Raw genomic sequence first — 23,696 nt, 5'->3', positions numbered from 1 at the left:
GGTTTGCCCCTAGCGCGCGATAAACAAATGGAATCGGTTCCCGAGGAATTGTGATTGGATTTCTGACGAAGGCCGACTTATCGTGCCTCAGTCCAATGCCGCCTTGCGCGCGTCGGAATCGACACACGGCTTCGCCGACAAAACAAATATCCAGGAGACATACCCATGGAGCAATCCTCCACCGCGCCGCGCGTGCCGGAAACGGACGCGAGCGGCGCCCAGTACGTCGCGTCGGACGACCGCGCTTCGCCGCGAGTCCGGCGCATCCAGCGTACCGCGCTTGCCTTGCTCCTCTTGAGCGGCGTCATCAACTACATCGACCGCGCCACGCTGTCCATCGCGAATCCGCTGATCCGCCACGACCTCGGGCTGTCGGTCGCCGAAATGGGCCTGCTGCTTTCGGCGTTCCTGTGGGCGTATGCGTTCGCGCAACTGCCGGCCGGCGCGCTCGTCGACCGCTTCGGCGCGCGCATCATGCTGGCCGTCAGTCTCGCGACGTGGTCAGTGGCGCAAGCGTTCGGCGGCGTGGTGACGAGCTTCGGCCAGTTCTTCGCCGCGCGCATGGTGCTCGGCATCGGCGAGGCGCCGCAGTTTCCGACGAGCGCGAAGGTCGTGCGCGACTGGTTCGGCAAGAAAGAGCGGGGCGCCGCAACCGGCATCTGGAACAGTTCGTCTACGCTCGGCACCGCGATTTCCGCGCCTTTGCTGACGGTCGTGATGTTGGCCGTCGGATGGCGCTGGATGTTCGGCATCATGGGCATTGCCGGACTCGTCGTGGCGCTGTGCTTCTTCCTCGTGCATCGCGACCCGCGTCAGGTCGAACTGACGCAACGCGAGCGCGCCTACCTCACGGATGTCGATGGCGAAGTGCAGAGCCGTCCGACGTGGCGCGAATGGCGGCGCCTCTTCGAATTCGGCACGACGTGGGGCATGCTGCTCGGCTTCTTCGGCACCATCTACGTCTTGTGGCTCTACAACGCGTGGTTGCCGACGTATCTGCAGATGGAGTTCCATCTGACCATCTCGAAGTCCGGATGGGTGGCGGCGGTGCCCTATCTCTTCGGCGTGATCGGCTCGCTCTCCGGCGGCAAGATCTGCGACGTGCTCGCGCGGCGCGGCGTATCGGCGGTCAATAGCCGCAAATATCCGATGGCGGCTTCGCTCTTCGGCGTCGCCGTGTTCACGGTGCTGACCGGCCTCACGCACAGCGCGACGCTCGCGGTCGTGTTCATCTCCATCTCGATGCTGCTGCTCTACGTGTCGAGCAGCGCGGCCTGGGCGACGGCTTCGGTGGCCGCGCCTGCCAACTGCACGGCGTCGATCGGCGCGATGCAGAACTTCGGCGGCTACTTCGGCGGCGCGCTGGCGCCGGTGGTGACGGGTTTCATCGTGCAGCAGTCGCACTCGTTCCAGCCCGCGCTCTTTGTCGGGGCTGGCGTGGCGGCCGTCGCGGTGATCGGCTATTGGGTGCTGGTGCGCGGCCCGATTCCGCCGGCCGCGCTGGACGAGCGCGCGTAACGGCACACCCAGCACACCGCCGCGACGCCCGCTCGCGTTGATACGTTAGCCGGCGAGCGCGGCGGGAAACGCAATCTCATAGCGCTCGGCGCAGGCTTCCAGCGCCGGCGCGATGGTCGGATGCAGCACCACGCCGTCGCGCAACTGGTCGCGCTTCAAACCCAATCCGCGATCGCCCGGCATCCGCACGCTCGACGTTCCCGGGCGCGGCGGATTTTCCCGACACGCGTCGCCGATCCAGTCCATTTGCCGCTCGAACGCGGCCGGACCGCCGAAAGCCGCGGGATCGTACAGCGAAAGAAATACGGTCGCGCCCCAGCCATCCGGCGGATCGGCCCGGCCGTGACCGGCGAGACCGCCCGTCAGCGCCTCGATCATGAGCGCCAGCCCGAAGCCCTTATGTCCCCACGTCATGCCGCCGACCGGCAGGATGGACCCCGGCGGCTCGGCTGAGAGCACGGCGGGATCGCGGCTAGGGTGTCCGTCCGCATCGAGAAAGCAGGCTTCGTCGAACAGTTCGCCTGCTTTATGGCGGCGCGCGGTCATGCCGTTCGTCACGGTGGATGCCGAGATGTCGATCAGAAACGGCGTGCCCGACGTGGGGATGCCCGCTGCGATCGGATTCGGCGTGAAGACCGAACGCGTGCCGCCGTGAGGCGCGACGCTTTGCACCGCCGGATCGGAACTCGCGAGCACGATCATGAATCCGTCCGCCGTGGCTTTCTCCAGATAACTCGCAAGACAAGCGATGTGGTGGCTGCGCCGGATCACGAGCGTCGCGCTGCCATATTCCTTTGCTCTCGGCGCGAGCGTGTCGATGCCGCTAAGAACGAGCCACGGCCCGGGAAGACGCCGGCCATCCCACAACACGCTGGCGCGGCGGTCCGACACGACCTCCGGTTCGCCGGCGCATGTCATCGCGCCGTTTTCGATCTCGCGGATATAGCCGGGCAGCAACGCGAGGCCATGCGTGTCGTGTCCCATCAAGTCGCCGTCGACGAGCGTGCGCGCCACGGCTTGCGCTTTCACGTCTTCCATGCCGGCTTTCGTGAAGAGACGCCGGGCGAAGGCTTGCAGTTCATCGGCGGAGTATCGGACTGGTGTGTTCATCGTGATGGGTTCGGTCAGGTAAGAGTTCGTGTATGCGGAGAGCCTCAAATTTTCCGATGCGCTTTCGATAAGCGTCCAATCGCGAATTGAGTAGAATCAATTCCATTCGGTTATGAGTCGGCGCACGTTTACCCTATGTCGCAAGATTCCACGCTCTCCGCTGCCCAGGTGCTCACGAAGCTACGCTTCCGGCATCTCCAGTTGCTCGAACTGCTGGGGCGCACGCGCAACCTGCGCATCGCGGCCGAACAGATGCACATCACGCAACCGGCCGCGACGAAGATCCTGAGCGACCTCGAAGCGATGTTCGATGCGCCGCTCTTCGAACGCCTGCCGCGCGAAATGCGGCCGACCGATCTCGGCACGCTCTCCGTGCGCTATGCCAGCACGACGCTTTCGAACCTCGGCAAGTTCTCGGGCGAGTTCGCGACGTTGAAGAACGGCGGCTATGGCCATCTCACGGTCGGGTTCATTCCGGCTTCGGCCGCGCAACTCGTCACCGCGGCGATCAAGGAGATACAGCGCCGACGTCCGCGGCTCATCATCAAGCTGGTGGAGCAGAGCAGCGATCAGCTCGCGGCATGGCTCGAAGAAAGGCGCATCGATGTCATGGTCGGACGCCCGACCGAGGCGCGGCACGAAGCGCTGTTCCATGTGGTCGATCTATTGGCGGAACCGGTGCGCGCGGTCGTCGGGCAGCATCATCCGTTGTTGAAAGATCGGCGCGTGGAGATGACGAGCCTCGGCCAATGGCCGTGGATTCTGTATCCGCAAGGCACCGCGATGCGGCAGCTATTCGAAGAGACGTTCGCGGCGGCCGGCATGGTCGCGCCGGTGGGCATCGTGGAAACGCCTTCCATTTTCTCGACGCTGGAATTGCTGCAAGCCACCGACATGATCTCGCTTCAGCCGCAGGCCGCGATGGACAAGTACGTGAAGCACGGCCTGCTCGGTTATCTCAATGTGCCGATACGGCGCACCATGTCGAACTACAGCGTCATCACGCGAAAAGACGAGACGACTTCGCAAGCGATGGACGAGTTCGTCGGCATCTTGCTGGCGATCGCGGCGCAGCACTCGCGTTGACATGCCGCGTCATGCGTCGCTTCTCGTCTGCATCGCGAGTCCCGGCTCGCGCTCGCGCACCTGCGCGCGCCAGTGTTCGATGCAGCGCCGAAGCGCATCCTGGAGCGTCGGCAGCACGGCGGCCCTTCGACTGGCCAGCGCGCGATAAAGAGGCTGCGGCGCGGGCGGACGCATCGACTCGACGTTGCGCGCGTCGATGAGGTTCGTATCGAGACCGGCCAGGCTCGCTGCCTGAACCGCAAATTCGAAGCACGTGAGGGCGCCGCGGCTGCTCAAATGCACGATGCCCGACTCGCGATCGATCAACAAATCGAGGCACGCGTGCACGAGGTCGGGCGCATAGGTCGGCGATATCGTCACGTCCTTTGCGGCGACGAACGAGCGGTCTTCAGCGAGTGCGTGCAAAGTCGGGGCGAGAAAGTCTCCGCTGTCCCATAGACCGAAGATCGGACCCGTGCGAACGACGAGCGCCTCCGGAAAACGCCTCAACACCTCTCGTTCGGTCTCGACCATGCAACGGCCCAGACGATCGAGCGGGCTCACGTCGTCCGTTTCGACATACGGGCACGTCGCGCGGCCGTCGAACACGCGATCGGACGAGAAGGCGAGATATTCGATTCCCGCTGCGGCGCAAGCGTCGGCCAGCGCGGCGGCTGTCGTCGTCATCGCGCGAAGGCGATCGCCCGGACTGCGTCCGGCATCATCGGCATCGGGAGGATCGATTGCATTGACGACGGCCCAAGGCTCGAACGTGCCGATCGCCTCATTGCCGAGCACGTCGTCCGCTGACACGGCGGCGTATCGCAAGTCGCGCTGTGCGCAGATGGTTGCGAAAAGTTGCGCCAGCGCGCCGTCGCCGACGACGAGAATCGGCGCAGGCGAGTGCGTCAGATGACTTTGACGCGCCGGTGCGGTCAGCGTGCCGGATGCGTCGAGTACGACCGGCTCGCACAGAAAGCGCCCCGGACGGCGCCACCATCCCGTGCCATGCAGAACAGGATGATCGTGCGGACGTCCTGCGGCGAGATCGCGCATCAGCGCGGCAACGGCCGTTTCGCGCGGCTCGTGTCCGCGCACGTCGAATGCGCCCGATTCGTAGTAGCCGCGTTCCTCCGTGACGAGGCAGTTCCAGTCGTACGAGCCGAGCAGCGCCCACACTGTCACGGCACGCACGTCAGCGCCTTCTTGGCGTGCTTCGCTCGCGGCGGTCCATATCTCGTGCAGCCAGCGCAACTGGTCCTGACGCGTCGAGTCGATATGCGCTTCCGTGACTGCGAGCGGCAAGCGATACCGCTGCCACGCTTCGTCGATCACGGTCCGTATGCCCTGCGGCGGATGCGCGAGCGCGCGCGCCGCTTCGATGTCGGCGAGTCGATGACCGTACCATTCGCACCGGTACGCCTGCGGATACTGATGCGTCCGGTGATCGAGCCAGCGCTCGCTCGTGATGTAGTAGTTGATGCCGACGATATCCGGCGGACACGGATTGTCGACGAACCACAGCACGTCTTCTTCCGCGACGCCCGCATCCATGAAGTATCGCCACAACGCATGTTGCCGTGTCACCTTGCCGCACAGCAGATCCCACGAAAGCCAGCGCCGCTCGTTGTAAAAGTTGACGAGCCCGGCCATCGCCGGCGTGCCTTGCGTCTTGCCGAGATCGTCGGTTTGCACGAGCTTCGCGTGCGGGTTGACCTTCCGCACTTCGCGCATCGCATGCACCGTCGCCTTGCACTGATTGATCAGCGCTTCGAGATACGTCCGGTCATTCGTGCCATGCGGATGCCATACGCCGTAAAGCCCGCTGAATCGCGCGGTGGTGTTCGGCTCGTTGACCGGCGTGTAGTACGAAAGCCACGGATAGCGCTCAGCGACCGCTCGTGCGAATTCCGCGAGCCTGCTCGCGAAGTGCGGGTCGAGCAGTCCGCCGGGCAGCGGCCCGCTTCCATGATGCAGGAGGCCCGCTATCGGCTCGACGCCCAATGCGCGAAGCGTCGGCAAGCGAGCATCGAGCCATGACCAGTCGGCTTCGTCGATACTCGACGGCGCCGTTCTTTCCCACAGCACCGGATACCGCAGCGCCCGTATGCCCAGCGAGGCGAAGCGCTGGAGATCGTCTTCCCGCGTCGCATGTCCGTTACGGTCTAACTGGCTGAAGAACGTATCCCGCACCCGGTTGACCGTGCATTCCAGTCCTCCCCACAGCACCAGCCGATCATCCATGTCCAGCATCCTAAAAATTAGTACGACGTGAGAGCGTTCCACGACGCATTCAAGCACTCGGTATGCCGTCGCCCTGCGCGATCAGTGTTTGCCCCGAGCACGCTCGCGCTGGAACAACGATTGCCGCTCATGTGGCAGATTTGTCAGCAAGCGCGACGACACGCGCATGAGTGCCTTGCCGGACTCTGCGTGCGGGCCGCCGCGTGCGCGATGCGTAGCGTCACCCGGCTTCAACGCGAGGCGAAAACAGCCGAGCTTCGGATCTCACCGACGCAATGGATGAATGTCCGGGCGGATTTCCGCCCGGCAGTGACTTCCGGAGGCACTCTCTTGCGCGAGACTCAAGCCCGATCAGAACCCGCAGCCGCCAGCGCGGCCGGGTCCGCAGACAGTCCGTCGACGCACGTTCGCCCGCGCATCTCAATCGCGCGATCGGGCCTGCCATGGACGTTCCTTTGCCTCTCGCACCTTCGCTGGAACTTCGTGTATCAGCGGCCGCAGCACTTGCTGTCGCGCATCGCGAAGCAGGCGGAAGTCCTCTTCTTCGAAGAGCCTCGACGAACGGATAACGCCGCGCCGTCGCTTGATGTTCGGACTACTGATGAAGGCATTCGGGTACTGACGCCGTGCCTTCCTTCCGGCTTCACGCAGGAAGAGGACGAGCGCGCGCAACGCGCGCTGCTCGACGCGTATCTGGCGGACACGCGCACATGGGACCTCGGTCTCTGGTACTACTCGCCGATGACGCTCGCTTTTACCGATCATCTCGATGCCAGGCTCATCGTGTATGACTGCATGGACGAGCTGTCCGCTTTCAAGAACGCGCCGCGGCAACTCACGGAGCGCGAAACGCGGCTCATGCGTAAGGCGGATGTCGTCTTTACGGGTGGCCAGAGCCTCTATGAGTCGAAGCGGCGTTTTCACCATAACGTGCATGCGTTTCCGAGCAGTGTCGATGTTGCGCACTTCGAAAAGGCGCGCGGGCCTCTCTCCGAGCCAGACGATCAGACGCCGATACCGCGCCCGCGTCTCGGCTTCTATGGCGTGCTCGACGAGCGCTTCGACGCCGCGCTGATCGGCGCGCTCGCCGCCGCGAGACCGGACTGGCAGTTCGTCATGCTCGGTCCTTTGGCGAAGATCCGGCCCGCTGATCTGCCGCAAGCACCGAACATTCATTATCTCGGCCAGAAGTCCTATGACGACCTGCCACGCTATCTCGCTGGCTGGGACGTCGCGCTGATGCCTTTCGCGATCAACGAGGCCACGCGCTATATCAGCCCGACAAAGACGCCGGAATATCTCGCGGCAGGCCGCCCCGTGGTGTCGACGCCCATTGCCGATGTGGTGTCGCGCTACGGCGAGAGCGGCGTGGTCCGCATCGCCGATGACGCGGTCTCGTTCGAGCGAGCCATCGAAAGCGCGCTCGAAGACGGACAGGACCGCGCAGCATTCATCGGCCGCGTCGAAGCGGTGCTGGCCGGAACTTCGTGGGACAACACGTGCGCCGCAATGGTCGCCGAGGTGAAAAAATGCGCATCGTAGAAACGACAGCAAACGGATCGTCCAATTCCGGATCGAGCGGTCATCCGTCACAGACCGATGCGCGCGCACAGCACCGCAAAGGCTTCGATTACCTGATCGTCGGCGCGGGTTTCGCGGGCAGCGTGATGGCCGAGCGGCTCGCGAGCGAGTACGGCCAGCGCGTGCTGCTCATCGACCGGCGCCCGCATATTGCAGGCAATGCCTACGACGAGTACAACGCGGACGGCATTCTCGTTCATCGTTACGGACCGCACATCTTTCATACGAACGCGCGACGCGTACTCGACTATTTGTCGCGATTCACGGCATGGCGCCCGTACCGGCATCGCGTGCTCGCATCCGTCGACGGCATGCTGGTGCCGGTGCCGATCAATCTGACCACGCTCAATCGCCTTTATTCGCTCGACCTTTCGCCGCAGCAGGCCGAGGCGTTTCTCGCGGCGCGCGCCGAACCGCTCGCAGAAATAAGGACGTCTGAAGATGTGGTAGTGAGCAAGATCGGCCGCGAACTGTACGAGAAGTTCTTTCGCGGATACACGCGCAAGCAATGGGGCATGGACCCGTCGGAACTGGATCGATCAGTGACGTCTCGCGTGCCGGTGCGCACGACAGCCGATGACGGCTACTTCAACGACGAGTATCAGTGCATGCCGCTCGAAGGATATACACGCATGTTCCAGAAAATGCTGGCGCATCCGAACATCAAGGTCATGCTCAATACGGACTATCGCGAGGTCCGCGACGAGGTGACTTATCGCAAGCTCGTTTATACGGGGCCCATCGACGAGTACTTCGATCACTGTCTCGGGAAACTGCCTTATCGCTCGCTCGCGTTCCGGCACGAAACGCTCAATCAAGAGCACTTTCAATCGCTGGCGGTGGTGAATTATCCGGCCGAGAAAGTGCCTTTTACGCGCATCACCGAGTACAAGTATCTGACGGGTCAGGAGCACGCGAAAACGAGCATTACCTACGAATATCCGAGCGATGAAGGCGACCCTTATTACCCGATTCCGCGGCCCGCGAATGCGGAGTTGTTCAAACGCTACGAGGCGCTCGCGGAGGCGCATCCGGAAGTCATCTTCGCGGGCCGGCTCGGAAGCTACCGCTACTACAACATGGATCAGGTCGTGGCTCAGGCGTTGAGTCTTGTCGAGCGCATCGCCACGGCGGAAGGATTCCGGACTCGCGCCGAGGTCGCTACCGTCTGATTCTTTCACGCATTAGGAAGGTATGTTTTACCGTGGTTTTTAGGGTGGTTTTGTCTTGCAGGTAAGCGCCGATTAACACTACACTTTCGCCGCGATGGAATTTCCGGGTATGGCCATCGCGGTGGAAGTGAAATCGGCATTCCTTACCGAGGACGATCGAATCGTCGCCTCGAACAGCGACGATGCACCGAGCATCACTGTCTGGCCCGGTGCCAGTCCGACACTGCAATGCGCGGTGCCGGGCATCGATCATTCAACGCAAGACCATGTCGAAGCACGAGCAGGAAATGCTCCTCTTTGTCTCCCTGCAGGGAGCAATCGGGACGCTGGCCGGTTTTATCGGCTATTTCGTCGTCGGGGTCGATGATACCGACGCCATGTTTCGTTTCACCGCCTACATGCTGTGCGACGCGAGCGGCGCAGCGCTTTTCGTCTATTTGCTCGGCCCGCGCCTGGGACTCACCGGGCGGCGGCTGATGCGCCTCAGTTTTCTCGTGCCCGGCGCGCTGCTTCTCTGCGGCGGCGACTCCATTCCGGTGATGGCAGCCGTGTACGGCTTCTTTCTCGGACTCACGTGGAGCGCGCGTTACTGGCTCGAAATGAGCGTGCTGACCGACACCGAACGCGATAGCTACGCCTCGCGCTCCGGCGCGCTCGCCGTCGCGGGCGGCATCATCGCGACGCTCATCGCCACGCTCTGCCTCGCGAAGACGGACAACAGCAGTCACGTGCTGTACGTGGCGTATGGCGTCGTGTGCGTGGTCGCCGGTCTTGCGCTGGGTCGCCATGTCTCCGAAGCGCCGATGGTCCCCGCGACGAATCCGCTCGGCGTCATCGCGCAACCGGAGTTTCGCGCGTGTTTGCCGCTCTTTTTCGTCGAGTCGGGACTGCTCGGCGTCGGCGGCGCGGTCGGGTCGGTCGGCGCCGCCATGTCGCTCGGTTCGGCGAGCGACCTCGGCTGGGTGTCCACGGTCGCGGGACTGGCGGGCGCGGTCGCGCTGTACATGACGCGCAAGAGCCGCGGCGTGCATAACCGCGCGGGCTGGCTCGGCTGGTCGTGCCTCGCCGTCGCCATTTCGTTCGTGCTGCTCGGGTTCAGCGCGTGGCTTCCGGCGCTGTTCGTCGCCCATTCGATCCTGCGCGCGGCGGCGGGGCCGTTCCTCAACGCGAGCGAGCATGTGCTCAATCAACGCGCGCTCGACATTCGCGGCGAACTCGTCGACCGCATCGTCGCGCGAGATCTCGTGATGCTCGTCATGCGCATGGGCTCGCTGCTCGCATTCTGGTGGCTGTCGAGCGCGATGTCTCCGGCGCATTTGCTCGAACTCGGCTCGGCCGTGCTCGCGCTCGGCGCGATTGCCGAATACCGCGTCGGGCAGACGTGGTTCGGCGTCGCCACACGCGGCCGGACCGCCGGGGCGCTGGACGGCTCGCTCAATTAACACGCCTTTACGCGCTATTCCACGATGCGCGCCGCCAGCCGGTAACGGTTCCTGCCTTCGCGCTTTGCCTCGTACATGGCGCTGTCGGCGGCGGCGAGCAGCGCATCGGGCGTCGTTCGCGCCCGCGCGTTGCAGACGACGACGCCTACGCTCGTCGCGATCCTCACTTCGGTGCCAGCCAGCATGAACGGGCGGTTCATGGCGCTGCAAATGGCGTCCGCGATGCGCGCCGCGGTGGCTTCATCCGCCACGCCGTGACTGACGATCACGAACTCGTCGCCCGCCAGACGGCTCGTGAAATCGCTATGCCGCACGGTCTCCGCGAGCCGAGAGCCGACCAGCCGCAACAGCTCGTCGCCCGCCTCGTGACCGTATGCGTCGTTCACGGGCTTGAACTGGTCGAGATCCAGAAAGAACACCGCGAGCGCCTGGCGCGTCGCGCTGTCGGACGCGATGTTCTGCGTGAGATGCAGCAGCAACGCGCGCCGGTTCGGCAGCCCGGTGAGCGCGTCGCGCATCGCTTGCGCCCGTAGCTGCCGCTCGGCCTGCCTGCGGGACGTCACGTCCTGCGCCATCATGTAGAAGCCGATCACTTCGCGCCCGCGCATGTCGGGCACAAGCGACACGCTCCACGTGCGCGGGTTTGCCTCGTGATCTTCCACATCGTCGTGTTGCAGCCGCTCGCCCGCGAGCGCGCGCCGAAACGAAGGCGCAAGCGTTCGATACATGGCAGCGGGCATCGCCGATTCGACTGGCTTGCCGCGCATGGACGCGGTGTCGCGCCCGAGCAGCCGCCGGTAGCCGTCGTTGTTGAACTGATAGCGCAGGTCCCGGTCGACGTAGGCGATCAGCACGGGCAAGCTGTCCGTGACCTTCTGAATCGCTTCGCGGCTTTCGATGATCTCCGCCTGCACGCGCTTGCGCTCGCTGACGTCCGTGATGAATGCGAAGAGCGTCTCGCCGTCCGGCGTCGCGGCGGTCGAAATGCGCAGCTCGGCCGGGAAGAACTCTCCCGAGCGGCGCTGCGCGGTGACTTCCGTGGCTTTCGAAAGAATCGTGGCCACGCCGGTGCGAATGAAGCGGCGCATGCCTGCGTCGTGCGCGGTGCGCCACGCGGGCGGAACGATGGTCTCGGCCATCGGCAGCCCCATGACTTCGTGGCGGCCCCAGCCGAACATGTGTTCGGCGGCGTCGTTCCATTCGGTGATGTTGCCTTCGCGGTCTACCGCGACATACGCGTCCTGCGCGTTGTCGATGACCGCCTGAAGATGCTCGTTCTGCGTGCGCAGCGTCGCTTCGATCGTCTCGCGCCGCGCCACTTCGCCGCGCAGCCGCATGTTGGTCGCGCGCAGTTCGGCCGTGCGCTCGTTCACTTGCTCTTCCAGTGCCGCGCGGTGCTCGCGCTGCAGCCGCTCGTTTTCCTTGCGCGCCGCGATGTCCTCCACGATCGCAATGAAATGGAGCGGCTCGCCGTTGGCCTGGCGCACGAGCGCGACGTGAAGCTGAACCCACAGGTGCGAACCGTCGCGGCGCAGATACCGCTTTTCCATCGCGTAGGTCGGAATGTGTCCCGCGAGCAGCTCACGCAAGTTCTGCAGATCGCTCTCGAGGTCTTCAACGAACGTGATCTGCTGGAACGTCAGCGTCACGAGTTCGTCGGCGCTGTAGCCGAGCATGTCGCACAGTCGCGCATTCACTTCGACGAAGCGCCCATCCGGCGCGACGATCGCGGCGCCCGTCGGCGTCTGTTCGAAAATCGTGCGGAATCGCGTTTCCGAGAGGCGTATGGCCTGCGTGTCCGCGTGATGCAGCACGCGCGCCGAATACGTGCTTTCGCGCGACAGCAGTTCGCGCTCGACGATGGCAGCGAGATCACGCATGACCGCGGCATCTTCGGGCGACAGCACGCGCGGCACCGTATCGATCGCGCACAGCGTGCCGATGGCATGACCGTCGCTCGAACGCAGCGGCACGCCCGCGTAAAAACGCACGAACGGCGGACCCGCGACGAACGGGTTGTCGGCGAAACGAGAATCGTTGCGCGCATCTTCCACGACCAGCATGTCCGCTTCGAAAAGCGCGTGCGAGCAGAAAGACACATCGCGCGATGTCTCGCACCCTTCCATTCCGAGCCGCGACTTGAACCATTGCCGATGCTCGTCGACGAGCGACACGAGCGCGATCGGCACGCTGAGCACGCGCGCCAGCACGCGCGTCACGCGATCGAACGCTTCTTCGGCGGGCGTGTCCAGAATGTGCAGACTGCGCAATACGCGCAGGCGTTCGGTTTCGTCGTCGGGCAGGGGAGCAACTTGCATGAAGGGCGGTTTCGAAGCATGAACGCGGTCAGTACGGTTCATTCTAACGGGTGCCGCCGCGCGCGCTGTCCGGCCCGGCGACAGCGAGGGCTGCGCGGGCCGACGTGAAACTCATTCCTGTCGCTGCCGCGACGCGATTTCGCCGAGCAGTGAGAACAGCTTGCCGACGTCGAGCGGTTTGACGAAGTGGTGATCGAAACCGGCCGACAGCGCCTTGTCTCTGTCCTGTTGCAACCCGTATCCGGTCACGGCGACGAGAACGGCATCGGCCGTGCGCGGCTGATTCCTCAATAGCGTTGCCAATTGATACCCGTCCATATCCGGCAAGCCGATATCGAGAAGACACACGTGCGGTATCCACTGCTCGGTTTCCTGCAACGCGGTGGTCCCGCTCGCGGCCACTCGAACCTCGTTGCCGAGCGTCTCCATCAACATGGCGAGCGTCTCGGCGGCATCGGTATTGTCGTCGACGATCAGAACGCGCAGCCGCGTCAGGAACGGCGCTTCACGTGTGTCGTCCTGCTCGATCTTTCTCTGCGTCTTCGTCATCTCGGCATGGGGAAGACACACAACGAACGTGCTGCCTTTGCCGGGTCCCGCGCTATAGGCTCTCACCGTGCCGCCATGAAGCGCGACCAGGCTTCGAACGAGCGCGAGCCCTATGCCGAGTCCTCCTTGCGTGCGGTCGGAACTGCGCTCGGCTTGCGCGAACAGATCGAAGGCATGCGCCGCGACGTCGGGCGTCATGCCGATGCCGTTGTCCGTGACCGTCACCTTGATGAACTTGCCTTCGGCCGCGACCGAGAACTGGATATCGCCCTTTTCAGGCGTGTATTTCGCCGCGTTGTTGAGCAGGTTGACGAAGATCTGCGTCAGCCGCTTTTCATCGGCCCGAACCAGCGCAGCGGACGGCAACGTGAGCAGCGACAGCCGATGCTTTTTTCGATCGATGATCGGCCTGACCTGCTCGATGGCGTCAGCCGCGATGCGGTTAGCATCGAGCACTTCCATGTCGAGCTTGATGAGCCCCTGCGTCACGCGCGACACGTCGAGCAGATCGTCGATCAGACCGGTCATGTGCTTCACTTGCCGCGAGATGATCTCGCACGATTTGCTGACCCGCCGCGCGTCGCTGGGCGCGGCGCGCATCAGTTGCGCGGCGCTCGCTATCGGCGAAAGCGGATTGCGCAGTTCATGCGACAGCATCGCGAGAAACTCGTCCTTGCGCTTGTCTGCAAGGCGCAGTTCCTCTTCCGCGTTGATGCGGTCCGTGATGTCCAGTTGAGCGACGACCGCGCCGACCACGGCGCCGTGCTCGTCGCGTATCGGCGCGCCGGTGCTCAACAGCGTGCGCCGGTTTGGCGGATCGTCGAAGCTCTCGATCGAGACAATGTCCGTCGTCGGTCCGATGCCCTTGAGCACGCGGGCAATCGTCCAGTCGTGCGCGTTCAGCGTTTGACCGTGCTTGTCGGAATGATCGGCCCAGCGTCCTTTCCATTGCGCGAAATCGTCGATGGTCGCGGGGCGCGGATGCGCTTCGCCCCAAAGCTGAACGAAAGAGCGATTCACACGCTCGATGCCGCCATGCTGATCGCACACGACGATGCCGATAGGCGCCGCTTCCAGCACCGCGTCGAGACGGCGCGTGGCGTCCAGTGCCTTGCGCGCGGCGGCGCGCGCGCTTTGCTCGCTCGCGAGAAGACGCTCCTCGCTTTTGCGCTGCTCGGTAATATTGGAGAACAGCACGCCGACCTGATTCGGCATCGACGCGTCGGGGCGGAACGCATAGATGTCGAACCAGCGATGCAGCTTCGACGCCCTCACCTGAACGTGAATCGGCACGCCGTTCTTCGCAACCGAACCGTAGATTTCGAAGAAATGCCGGTCGTGGCCGGGCACGAGTTCCGACATGCTCCTTCCCACGGCGTTGACCACGCTGGTCTGCGCTTCGAATGCGGGGTTCGTCGCGAGAAACCGGTAATCGACGGGTTCGCCGCGATCATCGAATGCCATCTCCACCACGCAAAAGCCCTGATTGATCGCATCGAAAAGCGTGCGGAACCGTTGTTCGCTCGCGGCCAGCGCTTTTTGCGTCAGATGCGCGGCAGTGACATCCGTGGTCGTGTGCGAGACGCAGATCAGCGTGCCTTCCGCGTTGAAGATCGGCGTGTTGACCGCGCTCCAGAATCGTTCCTCATAGCGCATGCTGCCGTCTTCGGCGCTGACCCACAGCGGGAAGCGCTGTAGCGGCATATGATCGGCGCGGCCGCTTTCTCTTGCACGCGCGATGGATTGGCGCAACGCTTCGACACCCGTATCGTTCGGATCGGATTCGTTATGAGGAAAGATGTCGAAGAGGCTCTTGCCCACCATGTCTTCGCGACGCAGCGTCGAGACCTTCAGGAAGGCATCGTTGACCGCGAGAACGATAGCCTCGGGCGTGGGAGAGAGCAGGTAGCTGCCGACAGGGGCGGTGTTGAATATTTCTTCGAATAATGATGGCGAAGCCATAGGCAGGGTGACGCACGATAGGCTGCGTCGCTTTTTGCTTGGACGAACCTTAGTCCTCGCAACGTCCGTGCCGGCCCCTAATATGCGCGGCCGCGGGCGGAGCGGCCGCACATGCGATCAATGCTGCGGCGCGCCCTCCCATGCCGGCAGTGTCGCCCCGTGATACACGGCGAGAATGGTCGACGCGACATTCGCCTGCTGATAGCTCTCGACGAGCGTCTTGGCCCACGGCGCCTGAGCGTCCTTCGCATTCACCGCGATAAAGTTGCGATACGGATTGCCCGGCACTTTCTCCTGCGCAATGCGCTCCTTCGGAATCTGAATGCCCGCCTTGATCGCCCAGTCGGTGTTGACGACCGCGGCATCCAGATCGCCGATGGCGCGACCGACGATGCCCGCATCGAGTTCCTTGATCTGCACGTGCTTCGGGTTTTCCGCGATGTCGCGAGCGGTCGGCAAGAGACCGACGTTATCGCGCAGCTTGATGACGCCGTTCGCCTGCAACAGCAGAAGCGCGCGGCCTTCGTTACTCGGATCGTTGGGTACGCCGATCGCCGCGTTCTGCGGCAGATCCGCGACTGATTTCACCTTGCGCGAATAGAGGCCGATGGGCTGCACATACGTGAAGCCGACAGGCACGATCGCATAGTGACGCGCCTGAATCTGCGCATCGAGATACGGCTTGTGCTGAAACGAGTTTGCGTCGAGATCGTGTTGCGCGAGCGCCTCGTTGGGCTGCGTGTAGTCGGAGAAGGTCGTGACCTTCACCGTGATGCCGTGCTTCGCTGCGTTGGCCGCGACCGCGCGCCAGACATCCTCGTCCTCGCCCGACATGATGCCGACGCGGACCGTCTGGCCAGCAGCCTGAACCGGTTGCAACCCTGCCACGCCCCATGCGAGCAGAACCGAGAAGAGAGCGGATTTGAATGGCGTGAAAGTCTTCATATAAGCGACGTCGTCAGTGGAAAGAGACGTGATGCTAGGGGCGCGCATACGTCGCCGCAAACAATATCGAACGCTATGCATATTGCGCGCGCAGGCTGCAATGCTTATCACGATTTCTCGCTTAGGCCGCGCGGCGAGCGTTGTTACGATGACCGGGAATGCGGCATCGACGATGCCATCGCTCATCGCCCGAGGAACCACGAATGTCATATGAAAACGCGCCGCCGTCATCGACTCGCAGACGCGCGCTCGTCACGCTTGCCGCGCTGGGCGCGAGCGCGCTTGCACCGAATGTCGCCCGTGCCGACGATGCCGGCAAGACCCTGCGAATCGGCTATCAGAAATACGGCAACTTCGTCGTGCTAAGAGCGCGCGGCACGCTAGAAAAGCGCCTCGCGCCGCAAGGCGTCACGGTGCAATGGCTCGAGTTTCCGGCCGGGCCGCAACTGCTCGAAGGACTCAATGCCGGCGCCGTCGATATCGGCACGGTCGGCGAGACGCCGCCTATTTTCGCGCAGGCAGCAGGCGTCGATTTCGTCTATGTCGGCAGCGAGCCGCCCGCGCCGCGCGCCGAAGCCATCGTCGTGCCGAAAGATTCGAACATCCGCTCGGTCGCGCAACTGCGCGGCAAGAAAATCGCCTTGAACAAGGGCTCGAATGTGCATTACCTCTTCGTCGAGGCGCTCAAGAAAGCGGGGCTTTCGTACGCGGACGTTCAGCCGGTCTATCTCGCGCCCGCCGATGCGCGCGCGGCCTTCGTGCAGGGCAGCGTCGATGCATGGGTGATCTGGGACCCGTATCTCGCCGCTATCGAGCGCCAGGCGAACGCGCGGCAACTCGCAGACGGCACCGGGCTCGTGCGCAACGTCCAGTTCTACGTCGCGACGCGCAAGTTCGCCGCCGGCCAGCCGCAGATCGTGCGCGCAGTGCTGGAAGAACTCGATCATGTCGATCGCTGGGCGCGCGACAACGTACCGGCCGTCGCGGCGCAACTCTCGCCGCTCGTCGGGCTGGATACCGCGACCATCGAGCACGCGTTGCAGCGCACCGCGTACGGCATCGAAGCCATATCGCCCGCGACGCTCGCGTATCAGCAGCAGATTGCCGATACGTTCACCAATCTTCGGCTGATCCCGAAGAAGCTCGACGTGACCGAGGCGCGCTGGAACGTCGCGTAATACGATTCGCGATACTAACGAACCTACCAATACGAGAAACGCCCTAGCATGAATGTCTTCTGGTTCATTCCGACTCACGGCGACAGCCGCTATCTGGGCACGTCGCAAGGCGCGCGTGCCGCCGACTACGATTACTTCCGTCAGATCGCCGTCGCCGCCGACACGCTCGGCTACGAAGGCGTGCTGCTGCCGACGGGCCGCTCGTGCGAGGACGCGTGGGTGGTCGCATCGAGCCTCATTCCCGCGACGCGCCGCCTCAAATTCCTGGTCGCGATCCGGCCGGGCCTCAGTTCACCGGGACTCTCCGCGCGCATGGCGTCCACGTTCGACCGGCTTTCGAACGGGCGCCTGCTCATCAACGTCGTCACAGGCGGCGATCCGAACGAACTCGCCGGCGACGGCGTTTTTGAAAGCCACGACACGCGCTATGAAATCACCGATGAGTTTCTGAGCATCTGGCGCGGCCTGCTGGAAAGCTCGCACGAGAAGGGTAGTTACGACTTCGCGGGCAAGCATTTGCGCACGGAAGGCGGCAAGGTGCTGTATCCGCCTGTGCAGCGACCGCATCCGCCGTTGTGGTTCGGCGGATCGTCGGCGGCGGCGCACGAAATCGCGGCGAAGCATATCGACACGTATCTCACCTGGGGCGAGCCGCCTGCCGAAGTCGAGAAGAAGCTCGCCGACATTCGCCGCCGCGCCGAGGCAGAAGGGCGCAGCATCCGCTTCGGCATTCGCCTGCATGTAATCGTGCGCGAAACGGAAGCCGAAGCCTGGGCCGATGCGGACAAGCTCATCAGCAAGCTCGACGACGAGACCATCCAGCGCGCGCAGGCGCAGTTCTCGAAGATGGACTCCGAAGGGCAGCGGCGCATGGCCGCGCTGCATGGCGGCAAGCGCGACAAGTTGGAGGTGTATCCGCATCTGTGGGCGGGCGTCGGGCTCGTGCGCGGCGGCGCGGGCACCGCGCTCGTCGGCAACCCGCAGCAGGTCGCCGGGCTGATGAAGCAATATGCCGAACTCGGGATCGACACGTTCATCCTGTCCGGTTACCCGCATCTGGAGGAGTCGTACCGCTTCGCGGAGCTCGTGTTTCCGCTGCTGCCGCGCACGCAGAAGGCGTCCGCGTCAGGGCCGCTGTCGGGGCCGTTCGGCGAAGTGATCGGTACGTCGGAGCTGCCGAAGGCCGCGCAAGGTTGAACACCGCGATGAAGCCAAACCAAACGCTACGGCGTGCCGGCGCGCGCGTCTTGCCCTGGATCGTCCCGTTGCTGATTCTGCTCGCGTGGGAGGCGGCCGCGCGCTCGGGCGGACTGTCTGCGCGCGTGTTGCCCGAACCGCTCGCGGTCGCGAAGGCCGCGTGGTCCGTGTGGCAGTCGGGCGAATTGTGGGCCGACGTGAGAATCAGCGCGTGGCGCGCGTTCGCCGGCTTCGCGGTCGGCGGCGGCATCGGCTTCGTGCTCGGGCTCGCGACGGGGCTCTTTAGACCCGCCGAGATTCTGCTCGATTCGACCGTCCAGATGATCCGCAACATCCCCGCGCTCGCGATGATCCCGCTCCTCATTCTCTGGTTCGGCATCGGTGAAGAGGCGAAGCTCGTGCTCGTCGCGCTCGGCGTGTTTTTCCCGGTGTACGTGAACACGTATCACGGCATTCGTTCCGTGGACCGCGATCTGATCGAGATGTCTCGCAGCTATGGCCTCTCGGGCTTCGCGCTGTATCGACATGTGATCTTGCCCGGCGCGTTGCCGTCCATTCTCGTCGGCGTGCGCTTCGCGCTCGGCCTGATGTGGGTGATGCTGATCGTCGCGGAGACCATCTCGGCACAGTCGGGCATCGGCTACATGACGATGAACGCGCGCGAGTTCATGCAAACGGACGTGGTCGTGCTCGGCATTCTGCTGTACGCAGCGCTCGGCAAGCTCGCGGACATGGCCGCCCGCGCCATCGAACGCGCGAGCCTGCGCTGGCATCCCGCTTATCAACACGAGGCGCAGTCGTGACTCTGATTTCTCTCGATACCCTGGATCTTCAAAGGCCCGCATCGCGCGCCGCGGAGCCGCTCGCCCGAACGTCTGTGAGCCGCGATGTCGCCGTGTCGCTGCGCGGCGTCGAGAAGCGCTTCGGCGAGCGTCGCGTGCTGGCTGACCTCGACTTCTCGATCGAGCGCGGCAGTTTCGTGTCGATCGTCGGTCGCAGCGGCTGCGGCAAATCCACCTTGCTGCGGCTCATTGCAGGGCTCGACGAAGCGTCGGGCGGCGTGGTCGAGCGCCATGCCGCGACGCCCGGCGGCGAGTTGCAGGTTCGCATCATGTTTCAGGATGCGCGGCTCTTGCCGTGGAAAAGCGTGCTCGACAACGTGACGATCGGCCTGCCGCGTGACAGACGCAATCGGCGCGAAGAAGCCCGCGCGACGCTCGCCGAAGTGGGGTTGTCCGAGCGCGAGAAGGAGTGGCCGACGCGACTCTCGGGCGGTCAGCGGCAGCGCGTGGCGCTGGCGCGCGCGCTGGTGCATCGCCCGGACCTGCTGTTGCTCGATGAACCGCTCGGCGCGCTCGACGCGTTGACGCGCATCGAGATGCAGGGCTTGATCGAGCGGTTGCGGCGCGAGCACGGGTTCACCGCGCTGCTCGTCACGCATGACGTGCAGGAAGCCGTCTCGCTCGGCGATCGCATCGTGCTGATCGAGCAGGGGCGTATTACGCTGGATACGCCGGTGTCGTTGTCGCGGCCGCGTTCGCGGACCGCCAAAGAGTTCGCCGAACTCGAAGAACGCGTGCTGTCGCGCGTGCTGCGTCCGGCTTGAGTCCCAGCGTGGCGCTAGCTCTGCGCCACCGCCACCTTGTTCTCCACGACATGCCATGCGTCCGGCCGATGCGCGCCGAACGCGTGCGCGAAACTCGCGGCCTGCTGACCGACCGTGCGAAGCTGCGCGACGACCTTCGGGTCCGAGCAGGTATCGGCCGATTCGAAACGCGTCTCAAGCGTGTTGACCGCCGCGCCGAACGGCGTCGGCCAGCCGCGCAGCGCATGCACGATGGAGCGCAACGACGTCAGCACGGTGCCCGCCGCCTGCCAGCCATACGCGGTGACGATGCTGCCGACCGCGCGGCCGTCGAGATACGGACGCTCGTCGGAGCGCAGTTCTTCGAGCGTATCGAGCGCGTTCTTCACGAGACCCGAAATGCCGCCGTGATAGCCGGGCGTGGCGATGACGAGCGCATCGGCGGCGCGCACGGCTTCGATGAGTTCGTGCTGCTCGTCGGTGAGCACGCGCGATTCGGGCGCATAGTGCGGCAAGCTATGCAGGAACGCGCCGCCGAACAACTGCACGCTCGCGCCGGATTCTTGCGCGCCCTTGAGCGCGAAAGCGAGCGCGCGTTCTGTCGATGACGCAGGCCGCGTCGTGCCGCCGATTCCGACCACGAGCGGACGGCGCGATGTTTCGGTTCGGGTCAAGTTCAATGCTCCTTCAATGTGAACGGTGCGAACCGTCGGACCGATCATCATAGCCAGTGGTCGGGCGCTCTGGAACGCATCATTTTCGCTAAGGATATGCACGGTTGTGCGAGGCTCGGTGCGCTGTTCTCGAGCGCTGGGCGAGCGGTTGCCGCGCGCGGGATGCGGGCCGCGCGGCGTAAGCGCGTAGACTGTACCGAATGGACGTAATGGTCGACGTCTCGTCGCAACCGCGACGGCCGCCGATCCTGTCACAGGGGACAACAATGGACGCGCGAATTCAGCGGGACATCGTGGTCATCGGGGCGTCCGCGGGCGGCGTGCCTGCGCTCGGCGGACTGCTCGCCCGTCTGCCGGCACAGTTGCCGGCGACGCTCCTCATCGTCATGCACATCTCGCCCTACGGACCGAGCGCGCTGCACACCATTCTGGCGCGCACGACGAACCTGCGGGTCGTCGCGGCGACCGACAACGCGCCTCTCGCGCACGGCACGGTCTTCGTCGCGACCACGGACCGGCATCTCATGCTCTCGAAAGAGGGCGTCCGAATCACGCGCGGCCCGAAGGAATGTCGCGCGCGCCCGGCCGTGGACGTGCTGTTCCGCTCGGCGGCGGTGACATACGGCGAGCGCGTGATCGGCGTGATACTGACCGGCGCGCTCGACGACGGCACGGCCGGACTCTGGGCGGTCAAGGACCACGGCGGACTGGCGTTCGTGCAGGACCCGCTGACAGCCGACCATCCGTCGATGCCGGAAAGCGCGATCGCGCACGTCGAGGTGGATTTCGTCGGCGACCTCGACGCACTGGCGGACAAGATCCTGAGTACGGTGGTTACGCCCGCTGGCAGCCCGACGCATCGCGTGTCCGCGCGCGCGTACGCTGCCATCGAGAACAAAATTTCGGAGACCGGAGATGGCGGGGAGGCGAGTTTCATGAAGCTCGGCAACATTTCGCGATACACATGTCCGGACTGCAACGGCGTGCTCATGCAGATAGAAGAAGGACCGATCGTCAGATTCAGATGCCACACCGGCCACGCGTTCTCGATCCAGACGCTGATCGCAGAAATCGACGAAGCCATCGACGGCGGCTTATGGACCACGCTGCGCGCGATCGAAGAGAGAATCATGCTGCTGCGCCAGATGGCCGATCTCGCTGAACGGGCCGGCTCCGCGCTCGACGCGGCCGCGTATCGCGAGCAGGCCGACGAAGCCGAGAAGCGCCTCGCGCCGCTGCGTCAACTCGTGCTGGACCCCGATTCGCTCGGGCATGCGCCAGCCGGGTGATCGCGGCGGCTGTGCGCTTGCGTTCGGCCATCGCTGGATGCAGGTCATTCGGCTTGCTGCGGGTTCGTCTGGCAGTCCGCCCGGAACCAGGCATCCACCTGACGCTGCGCCGCTTGCAGATCCTCCGGATAGTACGGGTCGTACCATCTCGACGGGTCGTAGCCCGCTTGCCTCAACGCCGTCAGTTCGCTTGCGTTGCGCTGGCGGGTCGGAGGCGCATTGCTCCGAAGCGCGGCGAGGTCGCGGCATTGCGTCGGACTCAGATGCGCGGCGTTGGTCCGCGGGCCGCTGGCGGCGCAGCTCGCGAGCAGGCAGGCAAGTGCGGGAAGCATCGGCAGGAGTTTCATGGCGGTCGTCCTTCATCAAGTGTGCTGGCAGGCGGAGCAAAGCGGATGCCTCTGGGTGCGACCCTAACGCGTCTTCTGCCCGATGCAGGCCGCGAACCATGCCCGAAGTCAGCGATCGCGCTCATACGAGTGTGTGCTCGACTAATCGATGCCTTTCGGAAAATATAATTAGGACGTTTGACGAAGCGCGCAAGACCTCCGCCGACATATGATGACATTCACCGGCTCCGCGCAATCGGCACACGCGAAATCGCTCGCGTCCTGCGCACGGTGACCGGTGCATCTCAATCGAAAGAGGATAGCCAACATGTACACAATCGACCGCGACGCACTCGCTCACGCACAGCTTGCCGGCGGCGCCGCAAAAACCACCGGCGGCAGCGGCGCAACCTGCCCGGCCGGGGGCTCGACGCTGCCGTCCGGCGGCACCAGCACGCAGACCGGCACGGCCACGTCCGTCATCACGGTGAACGGCCAGCAAGTCATTAATCAGACCGTCACGTTCTGATTGCACGAAGCACGAAGGCGCGCCGTGGATTCGCCTTCGTGCTTCTATAGCGTCGCTTACTCAGGATGCCTCTATCGCCTTGCCGGCGCCTCTCGCGCGCTTCTGCAATGCTTCGGTCGTCTCCCCTTCGCCGTCGGGACGCCAGCCGGGCGGGCGAAGCAGAAAGCCGATCGCCTGAGAGATGCTCTTCGCGTGAAATACGTCTTTCGTGAGGCTCACCCAGTGCTCCATCTGAACGACGACCGGATTGCGCGACGTGGTGGGCGTCGTGAGGCCGTAGCGGCACGGCTCGTCGGCGCGTTCCTCGACATACGTGCCGAACAGCCGGTCGAAGATGACCAGCACGCCTCCGAAGTTCGCATCGAGATACGCCGCGTTCGATGCATGATGCACGCGGTGCGCAGACGGCGTGTTGAACACATATTCCAGCCAGCCGAGCTTCGGGATCCAGGTGGCGTGCAGCCAGAACTGGTAGAGCAGGTTGATCGAGAGCGCGGCGAGCACCACTTCCGGCTTGAGGCCGAACCACACGAGCGGCGTGAAGAACAGCGCTGCGCCGGTGATCTTCGAGGTCCAGCCGAGCCGATACGCCGATGAAAGCGTCAACTGGTTCGGCGAATGATGGACCGCATGCGTCGCCCAAAAGAAGCGCACCGTGTGCGACGCGCGGTGATACCAGTAATAGCAGAACTCCATGCCGATGAAGAGCAGGAAGACGGTCAGCGGCGTGTTGCTCGTGACCGTGTGAATGCGGTGCTGCCACGCGAACGCGAAGAACGGCGTGGCGAGCGAGAGCGGCACGAAGGCGAGCAGCTTGCGGCCGACCAGATCGGCGAGCGAGATCCACACCTCGTGCCAGGCGAAGGCCTTGTCGGTGCCCTTGTGTTTGCGGCTCAGCCAGACTGCTTCGATCATCGACGCCGCAAGCACGATGACGAGCACATACACCGATAACTTTCCGATCGCTTCCATGATTTACGCCGTGAGTGGTTAGGCATGTGCGCACTGTAGC

General features: G+C 64.2%; 19 protein-coding genes. 11 read left to right on the top strand and 8 right to left on the bottom strand.

The annotated features are described in order from the left end of the window. Positions 1–165: 165 nt before the first annotated feature. Entirely contained in the window at positions 166–1,518 is a 1,353-nt protein-coding gene (locus JYK05_RS18210; RefSeq protein ID WP_206468683.1) for an MFS transporter, read from the top strand. Between the two features lie 45 nt (positions 1,519–1,563). Here the strand turns inward: JYK05_RS18210 and JYK05_RS18205 are convergent, their stop codons facing one another. Next, a complete protein-coding gene (locus JYK05_RS18205) occupies positions 1,564–2,628 on the bottom strand; it encodes an Ldh family oxidoreductase (RefSeq protein WP_206468681.1) in 1,065 nt (354 codons plus the stop codon). Between the two features lie 135 nt (positions 2,629–2,763). Here JYK05_RS18205 and JYK05_RS18200 point away from each other — a divergent pair, with 135 nt between their 5' ends. Continuing rightward, positions 2,764–3,714: a LysR family transcriptional regulator gene (locus JYK05_RS18200; RefSeq protein ID WP_206468679.1), complete on the top strand. Its 951-nt coding sequence runs from the start codon at positions 2,764–2,766 to the stop codon at positions 3,712–3,714. Positions 3,715–3,723: 9 nt separating this feature from the next. On the opposite strand, the gene JYK05_RS18195 is transcribed toward JYK05_RS18200, so the two are convergent. Beyond that, the gene (locus JYK05_RS18195; RefSeq protein ID WP_241269944.1) at positions 3,724–5,937 is read right to left on the bottom strand and encodes a family 1 glycosylhydrolase; all 2,214 of its coding nucleotides are present in this window, start codon (positions 5,935–5,937) and stop codon (positions 3,724–3,726) included. A 279-nt stretch (positions 5,938–6,216) separates the two neighbouring features. Here JYK05_RS18195 and JYK05_RS18190 point away from each other — a divergent pair, with 279 nt between their 5' ends. From JYK05_RS18190 to JYK05_RS18180, 3 genes are all read left to right on the top strand, one after another. Then, complete coding sequence (locus JYK05_RS18190) at positions 6,217–7,479, top strand: glycosyltransferase family 1 protein (RefSeq protein WP_206468675.1); 1,263 nt, start codon at positions 6,217–6,219, stop codon at positions 7,477–7,479. Beyond that, entirely contained in the window at positions 7,467–8,690 is a 1,224-nt protein-coding gene (gene glf / locus JYK05_RS18185) for a UDP-galactopyranose mutase (RefSeq protein WP_206468673.1), read from the top strand. The genes JYK05_RS18190 and glf overlap by 13 nt, the downstream gene beginning before the upstream one ends. A 266-nt stretch (positions 8,691–8,956) precedes the next feature. Beyond that, the gene (locus tag JYK05_RS18180; protein ID WP_206468671.1) at positions 8,957–10,132 is read left to right on the top strand and encodes a hypothetical protein; all 1,176 of its coding nucleotides are present in this window, start codon (positions 8,957–8,959) and stop codon (positions 10,130–10,132) included. Positions 10,133–10,146: 14 nt separating this feature from the next. Here JYK05_RS18180 and JYK05_RS18175 read toward each other — a convergent pair whose 3' ends face one another. The 3 genes from JYK05_RS18175 to JYK05_RS18165 form a co-directional block, all read right to left on the bottom strand. Continuing rightward, the gene (locus tag JYK05_RS18175; protein ID WP_206468669.1) at positions 10,147–12,450 is read right to left on the bottom strand and encodes a PAS domain S-box protein; all 2,304 of its coding nucleotides are present in this window, start codon (positions 12,448–12,450) and stop codon (positions 10,147–10,149) included. Between the two features lie 111 nt (positions 12,451–12,561). Continuing rightward, on the bottom strand, positions 12,562–14,961 hold the full coding sequence (locus JYK05_RS18170) for an ATP-binding protein (protein WP_206468668.1): 2,400 nt from the start codon (positions 14,959–14,961) through the stop codon (positions 12,562–12,564). Between the two features lie 117 nt (positions 14,962–15,078). Beyond that, positions 15,079–15,906 carry a MetQ/NlpA family lipoprotein gene (locus tag JYK05_RS18165; RefSeq protein WP_206468666.1) on the bottom strand — a complete coding sequence of 276 codons (828 nt, stop codon included), beginning with the start codon at positions 15,904–15,906 and terminating at the stop codon, positions 15,079–15,081. A 203-nt stretch (positions 15,907–16,109) separates the two neighbouring features. Between JYK05_RS18165 and JYK05_RS18160 the strand changes: the two genes are divergently transcribed. From JYK05_RS18160 to JYK05_RS18145, 4 genes are read left to right on the top strand one after another with little or no spacing between them, the layout of a single operon-like run. Next, positions 16,110–17,084, top strand: a complete 975-nt coding sequence (locus JYK05_RS18160) for a sulfonate ABC transporter substrate-binding protein (protein WP_206468664.1) — start codon at positions 16,110–16,112, stop codon at positions 17,082–17,084. Between the two features lie 48 nt (positions 17,085–17,132). Further along, a complete protein-coding gene (gene ssuD / locus JYK05_RS18155; RefSeq protein WP_206468662.1) occupies positions 17,133–18,281 on the top strand; it encodes an FMNH2-dependent alkanesulfonate monooxygenase in 1,149 nt (382 codons plus the stop codon). A gap of 8 nt (positions 18,282–18,289) precedes the next feature. Beyond that, positions 18,290–19,084, top strand: a complete 795-nt coding sequence (gene ssuC, locus JYK05_RS18150; RefSeq protein WP_206468661.1) for an aliphatic sulfonate ABC transporter permease SsuC — start codon at positions 18,290–18,292, stop codon at positions 19,082–19,084. Next, entirely contained in the window at positions 19,081–19,887 is an 807-nt protein-coding gene (locus JYK05_RS18145) for an ATP-binding cassette domain-containing protein (RefSeq protein WP_371826433.1), read from the top strand. The genes ssuC and JYK05_RS18145 overlap by 4 nt, the downstream gene beginning before the upstream one ends. A 14-nt stretch (positions 19,888–19,901) precedes the next feature. On the opposite strand, the gene JYK05_RS18140 is transcribed toward JYK05_RS18145, so the two are convergent. Continuing rightward, positions 19,902–20,588, bottom strand: a complete 687-nt coding sequence (locus JYK05_RS18140; RefSeq protein ID WP_175942470.1) for an NADPH-dependent FMN reductase — start codon at positions 20,586–20,588, stop codon at positions 19,902–19,904. Between the two features lie 218 nt (positions 20,589–20,806). On the opposite strand from JYK05_RS18140, the gene JYK05_RS18135 reads away from it, so the two are divergent. After that, entirely contained in the window at positions 20,807–21,829 is a 1,023-nt protein-coding gene (locus tag JYK05_RS18135) for a chemotaxis protein CheB (RefSeq protein ID WP_175942097.1), read from the top strand. A 44-nt stretch (positions 21,830–21,873) separates the two neighbouring features. Here JYK05_RS18135 and JYK05_RS18130 read toward each other — a convergent pair whose 3' ends face one another. Beyond that, entirely contained in the window at positions 21,874–22,176 is a 303-nt protein-coding gene (locus JYK05_RS18130; protein ID WP_206468659.1) for a DUF4148 domain-containing protein, read from the bottom strand. Between the two features lie 307 nt (positions 22,177–22,483). Here JYK05_RS18130 and JYK05_RS18125 point away from each other — a divergent pair, with 307 nt between their 5' ends. Beyond that, positions 22,484–22,684: a hypothetical protein gene (locus JYK05_RS18125; protein WP_206468658.1), complete on the top strand. Its 201-nt coding sequence runs from the start codon at positions 22,484–22,486 to the stop codon at positions 22,682–22,684. Positions 22,685–22,744: 60 nt separating this feature from the next. On the opposite strand, the gene JYK05_RS18120 is transcribed toward JYK05_RS18125, so the two are convergent. Further along, the gene (locus JYK05_RS18120) at positions 22,745–23,656 is read right to left on the bottom strand and encodes a sterol desaturase family protein (protein WP_206468657.1); all 912 of its coding nucleotides are present in this window, start codon (positions 23,654–23,656) and stop codon (positions 22,745–22,747) included. Between the last annotated feature and the right edge of the window lie 40 nt (positions 23,657–23,696).

Origin of the sequence: Caballeronia sp. M1242 (assembly GCF_017220215.1) — a bacterium.
Classification (GTDB): domain Bacteria; phylum Pseudomonadota; class Gammaproteobacteria; order Burkholderiales; family Burkholderiaceae; genus Caballeronia.
Note: the sequence above shows the minus strand (reverse complement) of the source record. Positions and strands in the feature narration are given on the sequence as shown.

What these genes read in the sequence shown, in the direction of transcription:
- JYK05_RS18165 (WP_206468666.1), bottom strand. Translation starts at nt 15,906, where the DNA reads ATGAAGACTTTCACGCCATTCAAATCCGCTCTCTTCTCGGTTCTGCTC.
- JYK05_RS18120 (WP_206468657.1), bottom strand. Translation starts at nt 23,656, where the DNA reads ATGGAAGCGATCGGAAAGTTATCGGTGTATGTGCTCGTCATCGTGCTT.
- JYK05_RS18190 (WP_206468675.1), top strand. Translation starts at nt 6,217, where the DNA reads ATGAATGTCCGGGCGGATTTCCGCCCGGCAGTGACTTCCGGAGGCACT.
- JYK05_RS18140 (WP_175942470.1), bottom strand. Translation starts at nt 20,588, where the DNA reads ATGATCGGTCCGACGGTTCGCACCGTTCACATTGAAGGAGCATTGAAC.
- JYK05_RS18160 (WP_206468664.1), top strand. Translation starts at nt 16,110, where the DNA reads ATGTCATATGAAAACGCGCCGCCGTCATCGACTCGCAGACGCGCGCTC.
- JYK05_RS18200 (WP_206468679.1), top strand. Translation starts at nt 2,764, where the DNA reads ATGTCGCAAGATTCCACGCTCTCCGCTGCCCAGGTGCTCACGAAGCTA.
- JYK05_RS18170 (WP_206468668.1), bottom strand. Translation starts at nt 14,961, where the DNA reads ATGGCTTCGCCATCATTATTCGAAGAAATATTCAACACCGCCCCTGTC.
- JYK05_RS18125 (WP_206468658.1), top strand. Translation starts at nt 22,484, where the DNA reads ATGTACACAATCGACCGCGACGCACTCGCTCACGCACAGCTTGCCGGC.
- JYK05_RS18135 (WP_175942097.1), top strand. Translation starts at nt 20,807, where the DNA reads ATGGACGCGCGAATTCAGCGGGACATCGTGGTCATCGGGGCGTCCGCG.
- ssuD (WP_206468662.1), top strand. Translation starts at nt 17,133, where the DNA reads ATGAATGTCTTCTGGTTCATTCCGACTCACGGCGACAGCCGCTATCTG.
- JYK05_RS18175 (WP_206468669.1), bottom strand. Translation starts at nt 12,450, where the DNA reads ATGCAAGTTGCTCCCCTGCCCGACGACGAAACCGAACGCCTGCGCGTA.
- ssuC (WP_206468661.1), top strand. Translation starts at nt 18,290, where the DNA reads ATGAAGCCAAACCAAACGCTACGGCGTGCCGGCGCGCGCGTCTTGCCC.
- glf (WP_206468673.1), top strand. Translation starts at nt 7,467, where the DNA reads ATGCGCATCGTAGAAACGACAGCAAACGGATCGTCCAATTCCGGATCG.
- JYK05_RS18130 (WP_206468659.1), bottom strand. Translation starts at nt 22,176, where the DNA reads ATGAAACTCCTGCCGATGCTTCCCGCACTTGCCTGCCTGCTCGCGAGC.
- JYK05_RS18195 (WP_241269944.1), bottom strand. Translation starts at nt 5,937, where the DNA reads ATGGATGATCGGCTGGTGCTGTGGGGAGGACTGGAATGCACGGTCAAC.
- JYK05_RS18205 (WP_206468681.1), bottom strand. Translation starts at nt 2,628, where the DNA reads ATGAACACACCAGTCCGATACTCCGCCGATGAACTGCAAGCCTTCGCC.
- JYK05_RS18180 (WP_206468671.1), top strand. Translation starts at nt 8,957, where the DNA reads ATGTCGAAGCACGAGCAGGAAATGCTCCTCTTTGTCTCCCTGCAGGGA.
- JYK05_RS18210 (WP_206468683.1), top strand. Translation starts at nt 166, where the DNA reads ATGGAGCAATCCTCCACCGCGCCGCGCGTGCCGGAAACGGACGCGAGC.